The 17,250-nt window shown below is 47.2% G+C and carries 18 protein-coding genes; 8 read left to right on the forward strand and 10 right to left on the reverse strand.

The window, feature by feature from the left end; genetic code table 11:
• Positions 1-30 precede the first annotated feature (30 nt).
• The 3 genes from ICN11_RS07785 to cls are packed head-to-tail and all read left to right on the forward strand — an operon-like array spanning position 31 to position 2,455.
• Positions 31-231, forward strand: a complete 201-nt coding sequence (locus tag ICN11_RS07785; protein WP_215333433.1) for a hypothetical protein — start codon at positions 31-33, stop codon at positions 229-231.
• Positions 231-983, forward strand: coding sequence for an endonuclease/exonuclease/phosphatase family protein (locus tag ICN11_RS07790; protein WP_216229881.1), 753 nt, complete (start codon positions 231-233; stop codon positions 981-983). The genes ICN11_RS07785 and ICN11_RS07790 overlap by 1 nt, the downstream gene beginning before the upstream one ends.
• Positions 980-2,455, forward strand: a complete 1,476-nt coding sequence (cls, locus tag ICN11_RS07795) for a cardiolipin synthase (RefSeq protein WP_216229882.1) — start codon at positions 980-982, stop codon at positions 2,453-2,455. Before ICN11_RS07790 ends, cls begins: the two co-directional genes overlap by 4 nt.
• Here the strand turns inward: cls and ICN11_RS07800 are convergent.
• Positions 2,452-3,636, reverse strand: coding sequence for a CaiB/BaiF CoA-transferase family protein (locus tag ICN11_RS07800; protein WP_216229883.1), 1,185 nt, complete (start codon positions 3,634-3,636; stop codon positions 2,452-2,454). The two genes, cls and ICN11_RS07800, sit on opposite strands and share 4 nt — an antisense overlap.
• A gap of 42 nt (positions 3,637-3,678) precedes the next feature.
• The gene (locus tag ICN11_RS07805) at positions 3,679-4,848 is read right to left on the reverse strand and encodes an acyl-CoA dehydrogenase family protein (RefSeq protein WP_216229884.1); all 1,170 of its coding nucleotides are present in this window, start codon (positions 4,846-4,848) and stop codon (positions 3,679-3,681) included.
• A gap of 198 nt (positions 4,849-5,046) precedes the next feature.
• Here ICN11_RS07805 and ICN11_RS07810 point away from each other — a divergent pair, with 198 nt between their 5' ends.
• Positions 5,047-5,541, forward strand: coding sequence for a YqaA family protein (locus ICN11_RS07810; RefSeq protein ID WP_255539912.1), 495 nt, complete (start codon positions 5,047-5,049; stop codon positions 5,539-5,541).
• Between the two features lie 17 nt (positions 5,542-5,558).
• Here ICN11_RS07810 and ICN11_RS07815 read toward each other — a convergent pair whose 3' ends face one another.
• The 8 genes from ICN11_RS07815 to ICN11_RS07850 all read right to left on the reverse strand — a co-directional run bounded on the left by ICN11_RS07815 (position 5,559) and on the right by ICN11_RS07850 (position 12,733).
• Positions 5,559-6,263: an ABC transporter ATP-binding protein gene (locus tag ICN11_RS07815; RefSeq protein ID WP_216229886.1), complete on the reverse strand. Its 705-nt coding sequence runs from the start codon at positions 6,261-6,263 to the stop codon at positions 5,559-5,561.
• A 13-nt stretch (positions 6,264-6,276) separates the two neighbouring features.
• Entirely contained in the window at positions 6,277-7,032 is a 756-nt protein-coding gene (locus ICN11_RS07820; protein ID WP_015421348.1) for an ABC transporter ATP-binding protein, read from the reverse strand.
• Positions 7,032-7,991 carry a branched-chain amino acid ABC transporter permease gene (locus ICN11_RS07825; RefSeq protein WP_216229887.1) on the reverse strand — a complete coding sequence of 320 codons (960 nt, stop codon included), beginning with the start codon at positions 7,989-7,991 and terminating at the stop codon, positions 7,032-7,034. The genes ICN11_RS07820 and ICN11_RS07825 overlap by 1 nt, the downstream gene beginning before the upstream one ends.
• A 14-nt stretch (positions 7,992-8,005) precedes the next feature.
• A complete protein-coding gene (locus tag ICN11_RS07830; RefSeq protein WP_255539913.1) occupies positions 8,006-8,860 on the reverse strand; it encodes a branched-chain amino acid ABC transporter permease in 855 nt (284 codons plus the stop codon).
• Positions 8,861-8,978: 118 nt separating this feature from the next.
• On the reverse strand, positions 8,979-10,214 hold the full coding sequence (locus ICN11_RS07835; RefSeq protein ID WP_255539914.1) for an ABC transporter substrate-binding protein: 1,236 nt from the start codon (positions 10,212-10,214) through the stop codon (positions 8,979-8,981).
• 103 nt (positions 10,215-10,317) lie between these two features.
• On the reverse strand, positions 10,318-11,556 hold the full coding sequence (locus ICN11_RS07840) for an FAD binding domain-containing protein (RefSeq protein WP_216229889.1): 1,239 nt from the start codon (positions 11,554-11,556) through the stop codon (positions 10,318-10,320).
• Positions 11,557-11,562: 6 nt separating this feature from the next.
• Positions 11,563-12,021: a VOC family protein gene (locus tag ICN11_RS07845; protein ID WP_216229890.1), complete on the reverse strand. Its 459-nt coding sequence runs from the start codon at positions 12,019-12,021 to the stop codon at positions 11,563-11,565.
• A 1-nt stretch (position 12,022) separates the two neighbouring features.
• Positions 12,023-12,733: a TetR/AcrR family transcriptional regulator gene (locus ICN11_RS07850; protein ID WP_255539915.1), complete on the reverse strand. Its 711-nt coding sequence runs from the start codon at positions 12,731-12,733 to the stop codon at positions 12,023-12,025.
• Between the two features lie 105 nt (positions 12,734-12,838).
• Here ICN11_RS07850 and ICN11_RS07855 point away from each other — a divergent pair, with 105 nt between their 5' ends.
• The 4 genes from ICN11_RS07855 to ICN11_RS07870 are packed head-to-tail and all read left to right on the forward strand — an operon-like array spanning position 12,839 to position 17,175.
• A complete protein-coding gene (locus ICN11_RS07855) occupies positions 12,839-13,315 on the forward strand; it encodes a CoxG family protein (protein WP_216229891.1) in 477 nt (158 codons plus the stop codon).
• Between the two features lie 40 nt (positions 13,316-13,355).
• Positions 13,356-14,210, forward strand: coding sequence for a xanthine dehydrogenase family protein subunit M (locus tag ICN11_RS07860; protein WP_216229892.1), 855 nt, complete (start codon positions 13,356-13,358; stop codon positions 14,208-14,210).
• 38 nt (positions 14,211-14,248) lie between these two features.
• Positions 14,249-14,758: a (2Fe-2S)-binding protein gene (locus tag ICN11_RS07865; protein ID WP_015421339.1), complete on the forward strand. Its 510-nt coding sequence runs from the start codon at positions 14,249-14,251 to the stop codon at positions 14,756-14,758.
• Between the two features lie 20 nt (positions 14,759-14,778).
• Positions 14,779-17,175: a xanthine dehydrogenase family protein molybdopterin-binding subunit gene (locus tag ICN11_RS07870; protein ID WP_216229893.1), complete on the forward strand. Its 2,397-nt coding sequence runs from the start codon at positions 14,779-14,781 to the stop codon at positions 17,173-17,175.
• The last annotated feature ends 75 nt before the right edge of the window (positions 17,176-17,250 follow it).

Raw genomic sequence — 17,250 nt, forward strand, 5'->3', positions numbered from 1 at the left:
TAAATGCAAACAATTTCCCTTTTTTAACTCATGGCTGAAGTCATTTGCCTCTGTAATGAGGTCCTCGATGTCGATCTTCGTGAATATCTCGACGAGCATCCGATCGACTCCATTGATGAGTTGCGTGAGCAGGCTTCTATTTGCAATAAGTGCATGCAATGCCAGGATTTAGTTGAAGGTGAAATCTATTTGGCGCGTGTAAGACGACAACGCGCTGCGGGACAGTTTTAATGAGCCAAGTCCATTTGGGTCGCTTTAGCGTCATGACGATGAATGTGCATAAGGGCTTATCTCCCTTGCACAGAAAATCTACCATCTACGAGCTGCGTCAAAAAATGCGTAGCCATCATCCTGACTTACTTTTTCTGCAAGAGCTCCAACAGGAGCATCGAGGTCGGATCAGGCGATTTGGTCATTGGCCCTTGATGGAGTTAACCCATTTTTTGTCCGAAGATTTTTGGCATGATTGGCACTACGGTAAAAATGTCGAGTATCCCGATGGCCACCATGGCAATGCCATTCTTTCTAAGAGACCATTGCACAAGGGTGAAAACTACGATATTTCTGCTTATCGATTTGAGCGGCGTGGTTTGCTTCATAGCATTACTCAATTAGAGGGCGTGCCAACACCTATCCATTGTTTTTGTGTACACCTGGCTTTATTTGAAAGAGGGCGGGAGCGTCAATTGGATGAGATTATTCGTTACATTGACACTCTTGCGGCTGGCGGCCCAACCATTGTGGCGGGCGACTTTAATGATTGGCGCAATCGCGTGAGCGCACCAATGCAAGCGGCTGGCTTCAATGAGGTATTTGAGGTTCTTACCGGCTCTCCTGCAAAAACCTTTCCCAGTGTGAAGCCAATGCTTCCGATGGATCGGATTTATGTAAGAGGTCTAAAAATTCATTCTGCAGAAGTCTTGTATGAATGGCTTAAATTATCTGATCACCTAGGCATTACGGCGGAACTGGAAATCGAATGAGCTTTTTAAATTACTTACTGGGAACTACCTTTGGCCTTTCCTTGATCTGGGTGCCACTTCTGCACATCGCCATCGTGCTTTTGTTTGGATTCAGATTAATCTCGGTTAGAAGGCCGGTTGGCGTTGTCCTTGCATGGTTTCTGATTGTGGTGCTCGTTCCATTGCTTGGGGTTGGTTTGTATATTTTGATTGGTGAGCGTCCTGTAGGTCGCAAGCTGACCCGAAAAATTATTCGCATGGATAAGGAATATGCAGCCATCACTGAAAGTATGCGTCAGCGCTATGAGGCTGATAAGCAGTTGCTACCAATTGAGGGCAGAGCGCTAAGTCTATTAGCGGAGTCGAATAATGGCTCACCGGTAATTGCTGGCAATCAGATTGAATTGTTTACGAGCTCTCTTAAGATCTTGCAGCTATTTATCGATGAGATTAACCAAGCTAAAAAAACACTTCATTTGGAATTTTATATATGGGCTCTCGGTGGTGATGCCGATCGTGTTGGCGAGGCCTTAATTGCAGCCGCTAAGCGTGGCGTAGCTTGTAAAGTGTTATTGGATTCGTTAGGTAGTAAGGACTGGTTTAAATCGACTTGGCCGAAGCGTTTCAGGGATGTTGGAATTGAAGTGACTGAGGCTTTGCCAATTCAAATTGGCCGCTTCCAATTTCGCCGTGCCGATCTTCGGCTGCATCGAAAAATATTTGTGATTGATAACGCCATCGTATGGACTGGCAGTATGAACATGGTCGATCCACGCAGCTTTAAGCAAGACTCGGGGGTCGGTGAATGGGTTGATGCCATGGTCCGAATTGAAGGACCAGTTGCATCCCAGTTTGAGCTGACCTTTTCATTTGACTGGAGCGTGGACAATCCGAAGATTACGCACTTCAATGATGTGGCGCCAGCCGCAAATCCGACAGAAGGTCGGGCGCTAGCTCAAGAGTTTTCCTCTGGTCCGGTATATCGCGACGATATCTTGTATCAGGTACTGCTATCCGCCATCATGGATGCACGTAAAGAGCTGACTATCACTACGCCTTACTTTGGCCCGGATGATGGTTTGATTCAGGCGTTGATGGCAGCAGCGGGTCGGGGCGTTAATGTAACGCTCATAGTTCCAAAATTAAATGATTCCACATTAGTCGCTTGGAGTAGCCGCAGCTTCTATGCCGATCTTATGAGTGCCGGTGTCAACATTGCTGAATTTCATGGCGGCCTACTGCATACAAAGAGCTTATTAATAGATAAGCGTGTAGCAATATTTGGTTCAGTTAATTTTGATCAACGCAGCTTGCGTCTCAATTTTGAAATTAGCCTAATCGTATACAACGATGAGTTTTGCGCCAAACTTGAAACTTTGATTGACTCCTACCTAGTTCAATCAGATATGGTGAACCCAGTAAGCTGGGCCAAGCGACCACGCTGGCGTGTCTTGCTAGAGAACGCAGCCCACTTAGCTTCGCCCTTGCTTTAAATTGCCCCTCGCGCGCGCATAGCCTCAATCTCGCTCGCTGTAATACCAAGCTCATCTAGGATGGCATTGGTGTGCTGACCCACAGATGGGATTTCATCCATACGGTAGTCGAAGCTACTATTGCTGCCCGGGGGTAGCATAGCTGGAATGGGGCCCGCAGGTGAGCCGACTTGCACCCAACGATCCCGTGCTTTGAGTTGCTCATGATTCCATAGGCCTTGCATATCATTGAGGCGAGCATTAGCAATTTGGGCTTGATCCAATTTTGCAATAACTTGTTCGGTAGTTAACTTGCTAAAACAGTCGTCAATGATCGAGAGTAATTCATCTCGCTTCTCATTGCGTTTGAAGTTTTTATCAAAACGTTCATCCTTGGCAAGCGCTTGATTCCCGAGTGCTACCTCGCAGAATAAAACCCATTCACGGTCGTTTTGGAGGCCCAACATGACGGTGCCGCCATCACCCGCTTTAAAAGGTCCGTAGGGGTAGATCGTGGCATGAGATGCGCCATTGCGAGGAGGCGGGGTGGCACCTTCATAGGCATAGTAGAGCGGGTAGCTCATCCATTCACCGAGTGATTCAAGCATGGACACATCGATCGTTGATCCCTTGCCAGTTTTGCCTCTTTGCAATAAGGCTGCAAGCACATTGGTATAGGCATACATGCCTGCGGCAATATCGGCAATGGAGTTTCCTGCTTTGCTGGGAGTTTCTGGGGTCCCGGTAACAGATAAGAACCCAGCCTCACTTTGAATCAGTAAGTCATACGCTTTTTTATCGCGATAAGGCCCATTATTTCCATAGCCTGAGATGTCGCACAAAATCAAACCTGGGTTGTCTTTTTGCAGGAGCTCTGCAGTCAGTCCCATGCGTGCAGCCGCACCAGGCGCCAAGTTTTGCACTAATACGTCAGCTGTTTTTAGCAGCGTCTTGAGTGCTGTTAGTGCAGATTCTTGTTTGAGATCTAGGGTCAAACTTTCCTTGGAGCGATTTACCCAAGTGAAGTGCGATGACATGCCATTAACACGCTCATCATATGCGCGGGCAAAGTCTCCAGCACCAGGCCTTTCGACCTTAATGACGCGTGCACCTAAATCTGCTAACTGGCGCGTACAAAAAGGAGCGGCAATAGCATGCTCCAGAGAAACTACGGTGATGCCATCTAAAGGACGAATGCTCATGTAATTACTTACCCAACTGAATAAATGAAAAGGCCTAAAGAATTAGAAGGAGCGGGGGAGTCCTAGGACATGCTCAGCTACATACGAATAAATTAAGTTAGTTGAGATTGGCGCCACTTGGTAGAGGCGGGTTTCTCGGAACTTACGCTCAACATCGTATTCATTAGCAAATCCAAAGCCACCATGGGTTTGCAGGCATACGTTAGCAGCCTCCCATGATGCTTTTGCTGCCAGGTACTTAGCCATATTGGATTCAGCGCCACAAGCTTGCTTGGCATCAAAAAGCTCGCAGGCTTTAAAGCGCATCAGGTTAGCCGCTTCTGTTTCGATATAAGAATCCGCAATCGGAAATTGAATACCTTGGTTCTTACCGATCGGTCGATCAAATACCACTCGCTCATTTGCATAGCGACGTGCTTTGTCTACAAACCAGTAAGCATCACCAATACATTCTGCAGCGATGAGTGTGCGCTCAGCATTGAGTCCATCAAGAATGTATTTAAATCCTTGACCTTCTTCGCCGATCAAATTCTCAGCAGGAATTTCTAGGTTGTCAAAGAAGACTTCGTTGGTTTCGTGATTGACCATATTGGCAATCGGCTGGATCGCCATACCTTTTCCAATCGCTTCTTTAAGATCAACGATAAAGATCGACATACCCTCTGATTTTTTCTTGACTTCTGCTAGGGGTGTAGTGCGCGCTAGCAAAATCATTAAATCAGAATGCTGAATGCGGGAGATCCAAACCTTCTGGCCATTCACGACATACTTGTCGCCTTTTTTGACTGCAGTTGTTTTGAGTTTGGTGGTGTCTGTGCCAGTGGTGGGCTCGGTGACTGCCATCGTCTGGAGGCGTAATTCACCGGTAGCGATTTTGGGAAGATAGAGTTTCTTTTGGGCATCAGAGCCATGGCGTAATAAGGTGCCCATGTTGTACATCTGACCGTGACAAGAGCCTGCATTTCCGCCCGAGAAATTAATTTCCTCCATGATGACCGAGGCTTCAGCAAGACCTAGACCAGAGCCACCGAATTCTTCCGGGATAAGGGCTGCTAACCAGCCCGCCTGAGCCATCGCATCGACAAACGCTTCGGGGTAGGCACGCTCATGATCCACCTTTTGCCAATAAGCGGAGTCAAAACTGCCGCAAAGATCGCGTAAGGCTTCGCGCATATCTTGGTATTGGTCTGGCTTGGGGATAGGGTGATTCATTTGGCGCTCTATCAATAAAAAAGGGGTTAACGAATATGCGAATCCCTATAGTTTAAGCAAGAATCTAAAAGTGTGGGCAACTCAAAAAGGACTCCAGCTTCCCCCATATAGCTGATCTCAATGCCTATTGGGGCATACTTGAGGAATGGTCGCATCCTTACTTTTTAGCCCGCTTGGAGCCTTTGCTTAATGGAGCAAATGCTGAGTCAGTTTTTCGACTTCTTTGGGATGCCATCGGTTGGTTTGCCGGCAGTATTTATTAGTGCTTTTATCTCTGCAACTTTGCTGCCCATCGGTTCCGAACCCATACTTTTTGGTTACGTTTCGGTAAATCCTCACTTATATTGGATCGCTATTCTTGTTGCCACCATCGGCAATACATTGGGTGGTATGTTCGATTGGTGGCTTGGGTTACTGAGTCGAAATAGCTTTGAATCCTTAAAAGGACCCACTAACGGCAGAATGCAGCGTTGGCTAGAAGAGCGGGGTCCTAAGATGCTCCTCTTGTCATGGCTACCTGGTTTTGGCGACCCCCTGTGTTTAGCTGCTGGATGGCTCAGGTTGCCATGGGCGCCTTGTTTAATCTATATGTGTATCGGCAAGCTGCTGCGTTATCTGACTATGACCTGGCTTTTAACCCTGGTGCCTAGCAGCGTTTGGCACCAATTTGGGCATTGGCTTCATGTCATCTAGAAAGAGCACTCAAAGCATTAAACAGCGCAGTACTTTTGCTGAATCTCATCGTTATTCAAGAGATTCTGAGCTGTGTCATGAAAAACAATTTCCCCTTGGTCAAGAATGTAGGCTCGGTCAGAAATCTTGAGCGCTTGCTGGACATTTTGTTCAACCAAAAGAATTGTTAGGCCTTGTTGCTTTAGTTTTGCAAAGAGCTCAAACATTTCTTCCACTAATACTGGCATGATACCTTCGGATGGCTCATCCAAAAGTATGACTTTAGGCTTAGCAATCATGGCGCGTGCGATTGCTAGCATCTGCTGCTCACCACCTGACATAGATGTCCCATCTTGATGCAACCTCTCCTTGAGACGGGGAAAGGTTTCAGCAATCTCGTCGACCATGGCACTCATATCACCATGACTCTTCTTGGCAATCACGCCTAACTCTAAATTTTCTTTAACGGTTAAGCCTGGAACAATGCGTCGATCCTCGGGAACGTAAGCCAGGCCAAGGTGGTAGCGCTCATGTGCCGCAAGATCTAAGAAGGAGGTGCCATCAATAGAGGCCTTGCCCTCTCTCTTTGAGAGTAGACCCATTAAAGAGCGTAGGGTAGTGGTCTTGCCGGCGCCATTACGCCCCATCAAGGTAACGATTTCACCTTTGTTTACTTGCAAAGAGACGCCTTGCAAAACATGGCTACGGTCGTACCAAGCATTTAAATTTTCAACACGCAACATATATAAACCTTCGTTAACCTTGGCCTAGGTACACACGTCGTACCTCTGCATTATTTTGAATTTCTTCTGGAGTTCCCTCGGCCAAAAACTCGCCATGATGTAGCACGATGATGCGCTTACATAAGCCCATGATGAGCTTCATCTTATGTTCAACCAAAATAACCGTTCTTTCATTTGCTAGCGTGCGAATGAGATCCATCATTACGAGTGTCTCTTCAGGAGACATGCCTGCGGTTGGCTCATCTAATAGTAGAAGGCTTGGGTTGCAGGCAAGGGCCATAGCAATTTCTAGTGCGCGCTGTTGACCATGAGCCAAGTCACCTGTTTTTTTATTTCTTAAGTGCTCTAAGTTCACACGACGTAAAAGTTGGTCTGCAAGCTCAATGGGTCCTGGGTAGCTTTGTGCATTACGCAAAAAGTTATAGCGCGCTGTTTCCATTTGTGCAGCAACCCGCACATTTTCATGGACGGTTAGTTGTTTAAATACATTGGTAATCTGAAAGCTTTTGGAAATGCCTATACGGGCAAATTCGTATTGCTGCATGCCGGTAATATCCTTGCCATTGAATAGGATTTGACCGCTTGAAGGAGGGAAGGCGCCACTGAGGACATTAAAGAATGTACTTTTTCCAGCGCCATTAGGGCCAATGATTGCCGTAAGGGATCCGGGCATAAATGTAGTCGATACATTCTGCAGGGCCTTGAATTTCCCAAAGCTCTTGCTGACATTGCGAGCCTCAAGGATAGGGGTTTGGTTTGAGCTACTCATTATTTCGAATCCTGATTGAGGTTTAGCTTGCTCAAGATGGTTCCCCAGATTCCTTTAGGGAAGAACAATACAAAGAACATGAATACCAGTCCAATGACAGCCATCCAGTGTTTGGTGAAAGTGGTGACTACATCCTCTAGATAGAGCATGACAGCTGCGCCAACAAACGGTCCAAAGAAGGTGCCCATGCCTCCCAAGATACTCATCATGACCGCCTGTCCGGATTGGAGATAGTGGAGTGAATCTATGGGAACAATGGAGAGGTGTAGAGCGCGTAATGAGCCTGCTAAGCCGCAGATCGCCGCTGACAGTACAAACACCAATAGTTTTGTGCGGGCCACATCAAAGCCGCAGGCTGCTGCACGCTTTTCATTCTCACGAATCGCTTCCATCACAGCCCCAAGAGGTGAGTTTAAGATTCGAGAGATCAGCCATATGGCAATGACCACAAAGAAGAGAATGATGTAGTACTTCACCAGCGGATTAAGGAAGTCTACTGGCATACCTAAGATGTTGAATGAATCAACGCGGACGCCTCGCAAACCATTTTCCCCGCCAGTCAAACTCTCGGCCTTATAGAAGCCGTAAAAAACAATTTGACCGAGCGCCAGTGTGACCATGGAGAAGTAGATGCCTCTGGTGCGAATCGCCAGGAAGCCCATAACCAATCCACCGATAGCAGCGCCAATTACGCCTACTAGAATTGCAGCGCCCCAAGGCATTGCATAGTGGACGATACCGATGCCGGTGAGATAGCTACCAATACCAAGAAAAGCCGCATGACCAAAGGATAAGAGGCCCATGTAGCCAAACAAGAGATTGAATCCCATGGCGAATAGGCCAAATATCAAAATATTGATAGCAAGCGCCTCATACGGCATGAAGAAGGGAAAGACCATCAAGAAGAGGCTGCTTGCTAGTACGCGATGACGTGCAATGAGTTGGAAAAATGATTTCATAAATATTCAGGGGATTAACCCATTGCCCCCGCTTTGCCAAATAAACCCTGTGGTCGAATTAAGAGCACTACTGCCATCAATACAAAGATAGAAAGTTCAGAAAGGTCAGGGAAGAATAGGGAGGTCATGCTGTAGACCACGCCAACCAATAGGCCCGCAACCACTGCGCCAACTGGTGAGCCCATACCACCAACTACCGTCACAACAAATGATTCCGCCAGAATCGGAATACCCATTTCTGGGTTAACCGATCGGGTAGGCGAGGCCAATATTCCAGAGAGGCCTGCAATCGCACAACCAAGGCCAAATACCATCAGCCATACTTTGGCGATATCTACGCCCAGTACTTTGACAATCTCTTGATCCGCGGCTCCAGCCTTAATAATGAGGCCGTAACGGGTCTTTTGAATAAAGAACCAAACCGCAAAAATAATCACAGCTGTGGCAGCAATCAGGAAGAGTCTATATTTAGGAAAGAAACCAATGCCGACATCTAGGGTGCCTTTAAGTCCATCGGGAGTAACGGATGGTAGGCCTTCAATTCCAAAGGTGACGCGCATTGCTTCAATCAACACGTAAGACAGTCCAAAAGTCAGGAGTAGTGGATAGTCAATGCCTCGGCCATAAAGAGGGCGGACTAGGAATCGCTCAGTTAGTAACCCAAGCACCCCAGTGGCAATTGGCGTGAGAACTAAGCTAAACCAAAAGTTCCCTGTTACGCCAAGGAAATAGACGCCCATGAAAGCGCCAACCATAAAGAAGGCCCCGTGGGCAAAGTTCACGACATTGAGCATGCCAAAAATAAGGCACAAGCCCAAGGCTAGGAGTGCATAAATACTGCCCAGGGCAATTCCTGTGAGCAGCTGCATGCAGAGAAGTTCAAATGTAAGACCGGTCATATATGTACTCAGAAAAACTCCCCTTCAGCCAGAGGCATCGGGGGAGGGGTTCAGGGCAAATCAGATGATCCACCCTGAAATTTCAGATTTAAGCCTTGTGGCCTAGCTCCGCGCAACTACGCATATTCTTCTCAGTAGTTGGTTCAATCGTCAGAATATTAAAGACATCGTACTTATCCTTCATATTCTTTGACTTAGACTCAACAATGATGACTGTTTGTACGGCCTGGTGGTCGCACTTGCGATAGTACTCAGGACCTTTGTACCAGTCGTACTTTAGGTTCTCCATTGCGCTAACCACTTTCATGGTTTCGGTAGACTTCGCAACCTTAATGGATGCCAGCACACTCTTCACGCCAGCGTAACCCAATGCACCGTAGTCAGATGGAACTGAACCGTTGTACATTTTGCGGAATGCATCGTTAAACGTTTTTGCTGTTGGAATGCGATCCTCGAGACCCCAATAGTAGGAAGTGCCGCCAATAATTCCTTCGAATGCTTCTGGGCCGCCAGCAAGACGTGATGTATAGAGTAAAACTGGCGTCACAATTTTCATGCTGGACTTCAAGCCAAAGTCGGTACATTGTTTAGCGGCATTCACTAAGTCGCGACCAAAGTTACAGAGCACTAAGATGTCAGGGTTTAATGCTTTGATGCGTGGCAAAAACGCAGAGTAGTCAGATGCACCCAGTGGATGGCGAATATCCGCCAATGTAGTTGCGCCCATCTCTTTACCAGCACGCTCAAAAGCACGCACCATTTCGTGGCCATAGGCGTAGTCAGCCGTCAGGAATACGATTTTCTTGCCAAAACGAGGGATAGAGTAGCGAGCTACTGCACCGGCTGTCATGGTTGGATTTAATGCCTCATGGAATGTATACACACTCCAATCTTTAGCTTCATTGATTGCATCAGACTGGCTAATCGAATTAAAGAGCACTTTACGCTCTTTACATACAGCGTTAATAGACAGCTGGGTTGCGGCTGATAAAGAGCCAACAACAAAATTGACCTTATCTTTTTCAATCAACTCAAGGGTGCGAGTAGCTGCTTCACCTGGGTTGAGTTTATCGTCGCGAACCAAGAGTTCAGCTTTTCTGCCGTTAAAGCCACCAGCATCGTTGAATTCTTTAATGGCTAACTCAGCAGCCTTCACCTGATCTTGTGCCTCTGCAGAGAAGGGGCCTGTTAATGGGGTTGGAAAACCAATCTTAATAGTGTCAGATTGAGCGCTTGCCATGTTCATCCAAAGTGGAGTGCTTGCTGCTGCTGCTCCGCCGATCAACATTTTTCTTCTGGTTTGATTCGTTACTTTTTGTTTCATGGTTGTCTCCTCCATTTAAAACAGTTTATTAATAAGACTACTTTTTTTATTACATAAATCTTAACTGAATGCTTCTGGTAATACGAAAAACTACATCAAGTTTTTAATGCGACTCTGGAACTGCTTTCCCTTCTGCTAGCAAGGTGCTGATATCAATTGCTGTCTCAGCCATTACCGTATCTGCATTTCTGCGCAGGCTATTGCAATCCATATTGCCTTTGCTGCCTTGCGCTTGCATGTAGCGACCTAGATATTGCGCTCTTGCAACAACCTGCTGTCCAAGCTTAAGTCGTTCCTTGCCATATGCCTCTAGTGCGGCGGGGGTTGCACCCAATGTAGCAATGTGGCGAGCAATCACCATAGCCTCATCACCCGCCTTAGTAACACCCATGCCGACATGCGGACGACCAACGAAAGCTGCGTCACCCATTAGGGCAATTCTGCCAAAAACAATTTGCTCTGATCGAACATCGTAAATGGCTTGCAAAAATGGTGAAGCAGTTTTCTCCAGAATTTCTGCATACTGCGGAGCTAGAATATTGCGAGCAACTATGCGCATTTCAGCGATATGTTTCCATGAAACTTTTAGCGGCGGGATGCCGGTTGGATAGTAGTGACCATCTGCATCAGTTAGGAGTTTGACTAGTTCGCTATCTTCGGACGCGGGGCGATACCAAACAAAGTTATAACGGCGTTTACCTGGCCTAGTGTCATTGCCAGGCCCTGCAACTGGGTATCCGAGCATTTGTTCGCCGTTGGGCAGGCAGAACCCAAAATAATTGAAGAGCGTATTCAGCGTGTAATTGGAGAGATGGCTTTCATCGCAGACGCCGCGCCATGCAATGTATCCAGCATATTCGGGCTGAATATCTGGTGCCACTTGAGCTCTTACTGCTGAGCGAATGCCATCTGATGCAATCAGCAATTCAGCTTGATAAGTGCTGCCATCCTCGCAAGTTACCTTAACGTTGCTTGAATCTTGAGACACCGCTTTTACATTTTTACCTTGCAAGTAACGTTCGCTAGGAAAATTCTCTTTCAGTAGGTGGTAGAGGCGACTCCATGAGGTCAGGATTTGGGGGAGCGGCATTTCGCCTAAGCTCTCACCGTCAATACCTAATGTAACTCGTTTGGATACGGCAACTCCTAAGCTGTCATCAACAGCAATGCCAGCTTCTCGTAAGGCATCTGCAAGCGCATCATGTGTCACGATTCCAGCGCCTCGACCATCTAAGGAGCCAATCGCCTTCTCTAGTAAGGTGACATCGTGACCTTGGCGGAGCAATATGTTGGCTGCAAATAAGCCTCCAAGAGATCCGCCGATGACGAGAATTTTTGCCATCTTTACCTATGAACCCTTAGCATCAAGCGCTGCTTTTTCAGCTGCGGGGTAATTCAATTCAATCACGATGCCGTTAGGATCATCTAAAAAGAGTTGGTGAAGCTGCAGCACGGGTACTGTTCGCTGCCTACAAGGAATACCTAATTTATCAAGATGAGCAAGCTTGGCTTCCAAGCCTTTAGCAAAAAACGCTATGTGATCTACCGCTCCAGAGCCATATAGCGAGCTGGGATCACGCTCACCAAGGTATTGCTTTAGACCGTTGGGATCATTCTTATCAATCGCAATTAAATGCAGTACTGCATTTGCCCAATCACTTTCATCGCCGTTGTAAAGCCAGACCCCAGGGAATGGAAACTCTGGGCGTGGTCCAACGGTTAAGCCAAGCACTTCGCTGTAAAACTGAGTGGTCTTTTCAATCTCTAGGCTGCGGATGGAAAAATGATTTAGGCTGAGGTTTGACATGTTATTTTGTACCAGTAGTAAACAAGGTTTTTGCTGAAATAAGGTAGGAGCGAATTCGATCTTGAATGATTTCTTGCTCGGTGTTGGGATTGCCTGAGTCGTAGATGGCTTGACCGTAAATCCAACGGCGCATTCCGATGTAAAAAATGCCGCCATGCAGACCCATTAAAAACTCTAATTCTCGTTGCGAGGGCTTACCGCGGGTGTTGCGACCGCAGTGTTTGCGAGTTTCACGAATCAGCCTAGGTAGCAGGCGATCACGCAATAACTCAAAGAATCGGTCGCTAATTGAGTGGTCGCTTAAGCCCGAGAAAATCAAGATACGAACGAAATCGTAGGTGAGCACCGTATTCGAGTAGTCGATATAAAACGCATTAAATTTCTCTTCTGGTGAAAGATGCTTATCGTCTAATAGCTGCTCCCATTCAGGCTTCCAGCGTGACTCAAAGACATCCTCATAGACCGCTTTGATTAAAGCGTCCTTCGTAGGGAAGTAGTGATAGAGCAGGGTATGAGTTACACCTAGTCCTTTTGTAAGGTTTCTGAGTTGCCCATCAATCCCATGTTTTGCAAAGTATTGAATTGCGCGATCTAGTATTTGACGCTTGCGATCTGCCGTACTCATTCTGCGACGAGCAGGCGTGCCAGTTGCAGCTACTTCTGTAGCGATGCTGTTGCTGGCGTTGCGGTCTTGAGCAAAACTCATCGTCATCAGGGTTTATCCGAATTTGGGCTTATTGACCAAAAGTTAAATAATGGTACATTGTTGAACAATTGGTAGATAAGACTCTATTCGTACAAACCCCAAGGAGATGTAATGGAATTAAATGGCGAGCAACTCATCGCGGCTCCAATCCCCGATGTATGGAAGGGGTTGAACGATATTGACGTCCTCGCAAAGTCCATTCCGGGCTGCGAAGAAATTAGTAGAGTCTCCCCAGAAGAGATTCATGCCAAGGTAATGTTCAAAATTGGTCCTGTGAGGGCCAGATTTGCAGGAAAGCTGCTATTGAGCGATGTCATTCCCGATCAGTCTTGTTCGATGGCATTTGAGGGTTCGGGCGGCGCTGCTGGCTTTGCAAAAGGCCGTTCACGAGTTGAGTTAAAGGTTGCCGAAGGAGGCACCCTCATTTCCTATACGACAGAGGCCTCTATCGGAGGCAAGTTAGGCCAAATTGGTGGACGCTTAATCAGCGCTTCTGCCAAAAAAATTGCAGATGATTTTTTTCAACGATTTGCAAAAGAATTGGGTGGCGAGGTAGTGCCGCTAGAGTCAGGCGCACAGGCCGAATAAGGTTTGGCGACATAAATATAAAAGTAGTGGAGGAGACGTAATGAAAGCAGCAGCATTTGATTATGCAAAACCAAAGGCTCTCAGCGAGGCTTTATCTTTGCTGGCTGAGGCTGGTGAAGATGCGCGTTTGATTGCCGGTGGCCAGACGCTTTTGGCTACGCTCAATCTGCGCCTCTCCGAGCCTAGCATCCTGATTGACATTACTAATCTAGATGAACTCAAGGGCATTGCCGTCATCGGCGACCAATTAAGAATTGGGGCTTTAGTCACCCACACCGAGATTGAAGATTCCAAGTTGATTGCGCAGCATGCGCCACTCCTGAAGGCTGCTGTCCCGCATATTGCCCATAGAGCGATCCGCAATCTAGGGACTTGGGGCGGTTCCCTTGCTTACGGAGATCCCGCGGCTGAGTGGCCTGCATGTAGTTTGGCGCTGAATGCAACTATGTTGATTGCAGGCCCAGATGGCGAGCGTCGCATTTCAGCGCAAGACTTTTTCATTGATCTGTACACCACCTCCTTGGAGCCCAATGAAATTCTGATCGCGACTGAAATTCCCGTTGCAAACCCCAATCAAGTTTTTTATTTCCATGAACTAGCGCGTCGTCATGGTGACTATGCGGTTGCGGGAGTTGCCTTAGTTGCAAATAAAGCTGGTAATGTTCTGAGTGATTGCACTTTCACCTTCTTTTCCGTTGGCGCTACGCCTGTCATGGCAACAAAGGCTCAATCACTAGTCGACGGTAAACCTCTTAGTGATGAGTTGATTGGTAAAGCAGTTGATGCCGCAAGGGCGGAGATTGAGGCGATTGCAGATATCACTAACAGTGCAGAGACAAAACAACATTTAATTGGTGTTTTGTTGGAGCGTGGCTTAAAGCATTTAATTGCTTAACTCATTATTAAAAAAATAAATCAAGTTCGGAGATTGAAATGAGCTTAAAGAAAAAAATTACGATGACCGTTAATGGCTCAGTGGTAAATGCTGAGATTGAACCGCGTCGCCATTTGGTGGATTTTTTACGCGAAGACCTTCATTTGAAGGGCCCGCACTTAGGCTGTGAGCAGGGCGCTTGTGGGGCCTGTACTGTTAAGGTAGATGGACAAATTATTCGTGGCTGCTTATACCTGGCCGTGCAAGCTGATGGATGCGTTGTGGAGACGATTGAGGGGCTAACAAAAAGTGGTGCATTAGCAGACCTGCAGGAAGCCTTTATGCGTCATAACGCAATGCAATGCGGATTCTGCTCTTCTGGTATGTTGCTTGCCGCTGCGGAGTTGGTTGAAAAACAGCCCAAAGCTACGCGCGAAGAAGTGCGTGAATGGATCTCTGGAAACTACTGCCGTTGTACTGGTTACCACTCCATCGTAGATGCCATCATGGCGGTGCTTGAAGCTCGCGCCAAAGGTGAAAAAATTAAACCTGTTGTTGCTCTCGCTTAAAAAGACTGGGAAAACTGAATATGAATAAACCAGCAGACCTCAAAGGATTGATGCTTGATCCGGTAACCAATGATCAACGCTATATAGGCAATAGCGAACCCAGACATAAGGCGCGTCGACTCATCGAGGGCCAAGGTACTTATGTCGACGATATTCAATTGCCCAGAATGGGGCATGTGGTCTATTGGCGTTCTCCAGTAGCTCATATGAAGATTGGAAAAATTCATACGGAACAAGCAAGCAAGATGCCGGGTGTGCTTGCCATAGTTGATGGCGTAAAGATGGCAGAGCTTTGCAAGCCATGGGTTGCCACTTTAGGCCATCTGGCTGGTATGAAGTCGGCTCCTCAATATGCATTAGCAATTGATAGGGCTTGCTGGCAAGGTGAGCCTGTAGTCGCCGTGGTTGCTGAAACGCGTGCTCAAGCAGAAGATGCTTTGCAATTAATTGACGTTGAGTGGGAGGAGTTGCCCGCAGTAGTCTCCATGGAAACGGCGTTGGATGCAGAGACACCAGTAATTCATCCTGAGCTTGGCGATAACCTCTGTTTTACACGTAGCTTGGATGTTGGTCAGGTTGATGAAGTGTTTGCATCTGCGGATGTAGTTGCGGAGGCTACTTTTGGTTTTGGTCGCCACACTGGTGTGACTCTGGAGCCTCGTTGCCAAATTGCCGATTACAACCCTGGAGATCGTCGTCTGACGGTTTATCACTCCCAGCAAGCGCCGCATATGATGCAAGACTTATATTGCCGTCAGTTTGGTTTGTCTGAGTCTGATGTTCATGTTATTTGTAAAGATGTGGGCGGATCTTTTGGTATTAAGGTTCACGCATATCCCGATGATTTTGCAACAGTGGGTTTAGCTATGATGTTGGAACGCCCAGTCAAATTTGTTGCGGACCGACTTGAATCATTTACGAGTGATATTCATGCGCGTGAGCATCGAATTAAGGGCCGTATTGCGGCTAACAAGGAGGGCGACATCCTGGCCTTCGAGATCGACGATCTCACCGCCATTGGCCCGTACTCCATGTTCCCAAGAACGAGTGCGATTGAAGGTAATCAAGTAGTTAACTTGGTTGGCGGCCCTTACAAACATCAAAATTACAGAGCCAAATTGAATGTGGTGTTTCAGAATAAAACACCTACCTGCCAATATCGTGGAGTGGGGCATCCGATTGCCTGCGCTGTAACTGAAGGTCTAGTAGATTTGGCTGCGCAAAAGTTAAATATGGATCCTTTGGAGTTCCGTAAGCGCAATGTGATTCCTGATGATGCTTATCCCTGCTCTGGCATTTCAGGAATTAAGCTGGAAGTGTTATCGCATGAACAATGCTTGCGAACCATTGAAAAGATGATGGACTATTCAGCTTTGCGCAAAGAGCAGGCTGAGTTTCGCAAAAAAGGCATTTATCGCGGAATTGGTTTCGCTACATTAATTGAGTTAACAAACCCAAGTCCAGCTTTCTATGGTGTGGGTGGTGCTCGCATCGCATCTCAGGATGGCGCCTCTGCGCGATTGGATCCTAGTGGCGTAGTTTCAATACTGATTGGCGTTGGTGAACAGGGCCAGGGTACTGAAGGTATCTACGCTCAAATTGCAGCCGATGCTGTTGGACTCTCTATTAAAGATGTTCGTATCATTACTGGTGATACCGATGTCACACCTTACGGTGGCGGCACATGGGCCTCTCGTGGTGCTGGGGTTGGTGGTGAAGCGGTGTTATTGGCCTGTCAGGCACTTCAGGAAAATATCTTAAAGCTTGCTGGTGCTATTTTGAATAGATCGCCTGAGGAGTTATCAGTGCGACGTGGACACGTTTTGGATAAAGCCAGCTGCGAACAGTTGCTGCCATTTAGTGAGATTGGCCGTATTGGTTATTTCCGTACCGACACTTTGCCCGTGGGATTCTCTGCAGATTTGATGGTTACACGCCATTACACGCAAAAAGAATATCCATTCATCTTCACCAATGGTGTTCAGGCGTCTTATGTTGAAGTGGATCCGGATACAGGGTTTGTAAAACTCCTGAAGCATTGGGCGGTTGAGGATTGCGGTCGCGTTTTAAATCCTATGTTGGTCGATGAGCAAGTGCGAGGCGCTATTGTTCAGGGTATTGGGGGAGTTCTTTTTGAAGAGTGTCTATATGACGATAGTGGCTTGCTGAGGAACGGCAGCATGGCAGATTATTTGGTCCCAATGGCCAATGAAATGCCGGATATTGAAGTGGCTCACGTGGAGACGCCAACCCAGTCATCCAAGTTGGGGGCTAAAGGTGCGGGCGAGGCTGGAACTGCGGGGGCTCCTGGAGCCGTCCAAAACGCGATTAACGATGCTCTGGCGCCATTTAATACTGCCGTGTTTGATCAGCCCATTACCTGCGAAAAGATTTTGAAGGCCCTTGGCAAGGTCTAATTGAGAGCTCTTTTGTATTGGTGCATTCCCCGTACCCTTGGGGATGTCGCATCCTGTAACATCAAGTTTTGATCA

Source organism: Polynucleobacter sp. 78F-HAINBA (assembly GCF_018882325.1).
GTDB lineage: Bacteria > Pseudomonadota > Gammaproteobacteria > Burkholderiales > Burkholderiaceae > Polynucleobacter.

Coding starts and splice junctions, on each gene's coding strand:
- ICN11_RS07820 (WP_015421348.1), bottom strand. CDS start 7,032: ATGAGTAGCTCAAACCAAACCCCTATCCTTGAGGCTCGCAATGTCAGC.
- ICN11_RS07785 (WP_215333433.1), top strand. CDS start 31: ATGGCTGAAGTCATTTGCCTCTGTAATGAGGTCCTCGATGTCGATCTT.
- ICN11_RS07845 (WP_216229890.1), bottom strand. CDS start 12,021: ATGTCAAACCTCAGCCTAAATCATTTTTCCATCCGCAGCCTAGAGATT.
- ICN11_RS07840 (WP_216229889.1), bottom strand. CDS start 11,556: ATGGCAAAAATTCTCGTCATCGGCGGATCTCTTGGAGGCTTATTTGCA.
- ICN11_RS07870 (WP_216229893.1), top strand. CDS start 14,779: ATGAATAAACCAGCAGACCTCAAAGGATTGATGCTTGATCCGGTAACC.
- ICN11_RS07830 (WP_255539913.1), bottom strand. CDS start 8,860: ATGCAGCTGCTCACAGGAATTGCCCTGGGCAGTATTTATGCACTCCTA.
- cls (WP_216229882.1), top strand. CDS start 980: ATGAGCTTTTTAAATTACTTACTGGGAACTACCTTTGGCCTTTCCTTG.
- ICN11_RS07805 (WP_216229884.1), bottom strand. CDS start 4,848: ATGAATCACCCTATCCCCAAGCCAGACCAATACCAAGATATGCGCGAA.
- ICN11_RS07800 (WP_216229883.1), bottom strand. CDS start 3,636: ATGAGCATTCGTCCTTTAGATGGCATCACCGTAGTTTCTCTGGAGCAT.
- ICN11_RS07825 (WP_216229887.1), bottom strand. CDS start 7,991: ATGAAATCATTTTTCCAACTCATTGCACGTCATCGCGTACTAGCAAGC.
- ICN11_RS07815 (WP_216229886.1), bottom strand. CDS start 6,263: ATGTTGCGTGTTGAAAATTTAAATGCTTGGTACGACCGTAGCCATGTT.
- ICN11_RS07810 (WP_255539912.1), top strand. CDS start 5,047: ATGCTGAGTCAGTTTTTCGACTTCTTTGGGATGCCATCGGTTGGTTTG.
- ICN11_RS07850 (WP_255539915.1), bottom strand. CDS start 12,733: ATGACGATGAGTTTTGCTCAAGACCGCAACGCCAGCAACAGCATCGCT.
- ICN11_RS07790 (WP_216229881.1), top strand. CDS start 231: ATGAGCCAAGTCCATTTGGGTCGCTTTAGCGTCATGACGATGAATGTG.
- ICN11_RS07855 (WP_216229891.1), top strand. CDS start 12,839: ATGGAATTAAATGGCGAGCAACTCATCGCGGCTCCAATCCCCGATGTA.
- ICN11_RS07860 (WP_216229892.1), top strand. CDS start 13,356: ATGAAAGCAGCAGCATTTGATTATGCAAAACCAAAGGCTCTCAGCGAG.
- ICN11_RS07835 (WP_255539914.1), bottom strand. CDS start 10,214: ATGAAACAAAAAGTAACGAATCAAACCAGAAGAAAAATGTTGATCGGC.
- ICN11_RS07865 (WP_015421339.1), top strand. CDS start 14,249: ATGAGCTTAAAGAAAAAAATTACGATGACCGTTAATGGCTCAGTGGTA.